Genomic DNA, 1603 nt, shown 5'->3' on the forward strand with positions numbered 1-1603 from the left:
TTGCTCCAGGGCATTGAACTGCTTCGATTCAATCGGCGTCGTGACTCTCGCTTTTTCTTCTAGCGTACCGCTGCCAAGCTGGTTGGTCTCGGCAAAGAAGTCCGCCTTATCTGGCTTGGTCTCATCCTCAAAGCGAGAAAGCGTAATTTCCATAGTAAACGCCACGGGCTCCGGATCTTCTTCCAGAAAATCGGTCAGGATAATTAAGCTATGTAAGGCCAGCGCGACAAAAACCGTAAAACTAAGACGATCAGTATCGCTAACACCCATTGCTCGTGCTACCACTGCCAATTTAGCTCCCCTACAGATTGCGTCTCTTGCTTCATATTACTTTTTACTAGCACTCAATTTCTGCTCAATCGTCGATATTAGCTTATCAGCAATTTTGATTTGGCTAACCCTTTCAATTTCCTGAATACAGGTTGGACTGGTGACATTTATTTCTGTCAGGTAATCACCAATCACATCGATACCTACAAATAACAAGCCCCTATCTAGTAAATCATCTTTTATCTGATCAACGATCCAATAGTCACGTTCAGTCAGTGGCAGCACTTCTCCACGACCACCTGCAGCCAAATTGCCTCGCGACTCACCTTGCCCCGGAATTCTCGCCAAGCCAAAAGCAACCGGCTCACCATCAATAATAAGTATACGCTTATCGCCATTCTTTATCTCAGGCAAATATTTTTGCGCCATCACCTGTTGCTGGCCATGCTGACTCAGCGTTTCGAGAATCACACTTAGGTTACTGTCCCCCAGAGTCACTCTGAAAATAGAAGCGCCTCCCATACCATCCAAGGGTTTATAGATGACGTCTTCATGCTGCTTACAAAACGCTTTCAAGCGTTGCTGATCTCTCGAGACCAAAACAGGCGGGCAACATTGGGGGAAAAGAGTCGCGTATAGCTTTTCATTACAATCTCGCAAGCTTTGGGCTTTATTTAATACTAAAGCTCCCTGCTGCTCGGCCCGTTCTAGAATATGCGTAGCGTAAATAAACTCTGAATCAACGGGTGGATCCTTACGCATAAGAATGACGTCTAACTCAGCCAAATCGGCTTCGCGCGGCTCACCAAGTTCATACCAGCTTTGCTCATCGTTACTTACCTTGAGAGGCGTCAAACGTCCACGAGCCGTACCTTGATCCAAATATAGGTCAGACATTTCCATATAGTTCAAAGACCAGCCTTTCGCTTGGGCAGAAAGCAGCATAGCGAAGGAACTATCCTTCTTGATATTAATCCCGGAAATGGGATCCATCACAATTCCTAACTTAAACGTCATTTATTACCTGCGAAACAAAAAAAATGTACTAACCTTAAGAACTACTATCTTAGTTTAACTTTCATTACATTTTGAATAAAACAATTTCTTTCTTAGATTATCTATTTAAACTATAAATAATAAATGCTTATGAAATTAATCGTGATTTGATATTAACAAACACTTTTAAGATATTGGTCTATAGTGAAATAATGGTCGCCGAATTTTGTATCGTGACCGTGAAAAGTAAATACCAGGTTTGACAAGTTCAGGCTTGGAATATCGTAGTGCGTCGCGTACAAGACATGTCAGACCCGACGCTAATTGTTCTTCAAGT

At 42.8% G+C, this 1603-nt stretch carries 1 protein-coding gene and 1 pseudogene; both read right to left on the bottom strand.

What is annotated here, in order from left to right; translation table 11 throughout:
• Positions 1–291, bottom strand: a pseudogene (locus A3757_RS20860) (energy transducer TonB); the annotation flags it as partial.
• Positions 292–327: 36 nt separating this feature from the next.
• Positions 328–1287 carry a glutathione synthase gene (gene gshB / locus A3757_RS20865; protein ID WP_068553655.1) on the bottom strand — a complete coding sequence of 320 codons (960 nt, stop codon included), beginning with the start codon at positions 1285–1287 and terminating at the stop codon, positions 328–330.
• Positions 1288–1603 lie beyond the last annotated feature (316 nt).

The organism is Oleiphilus sp. HI0117, assembly GCF_001635235.1.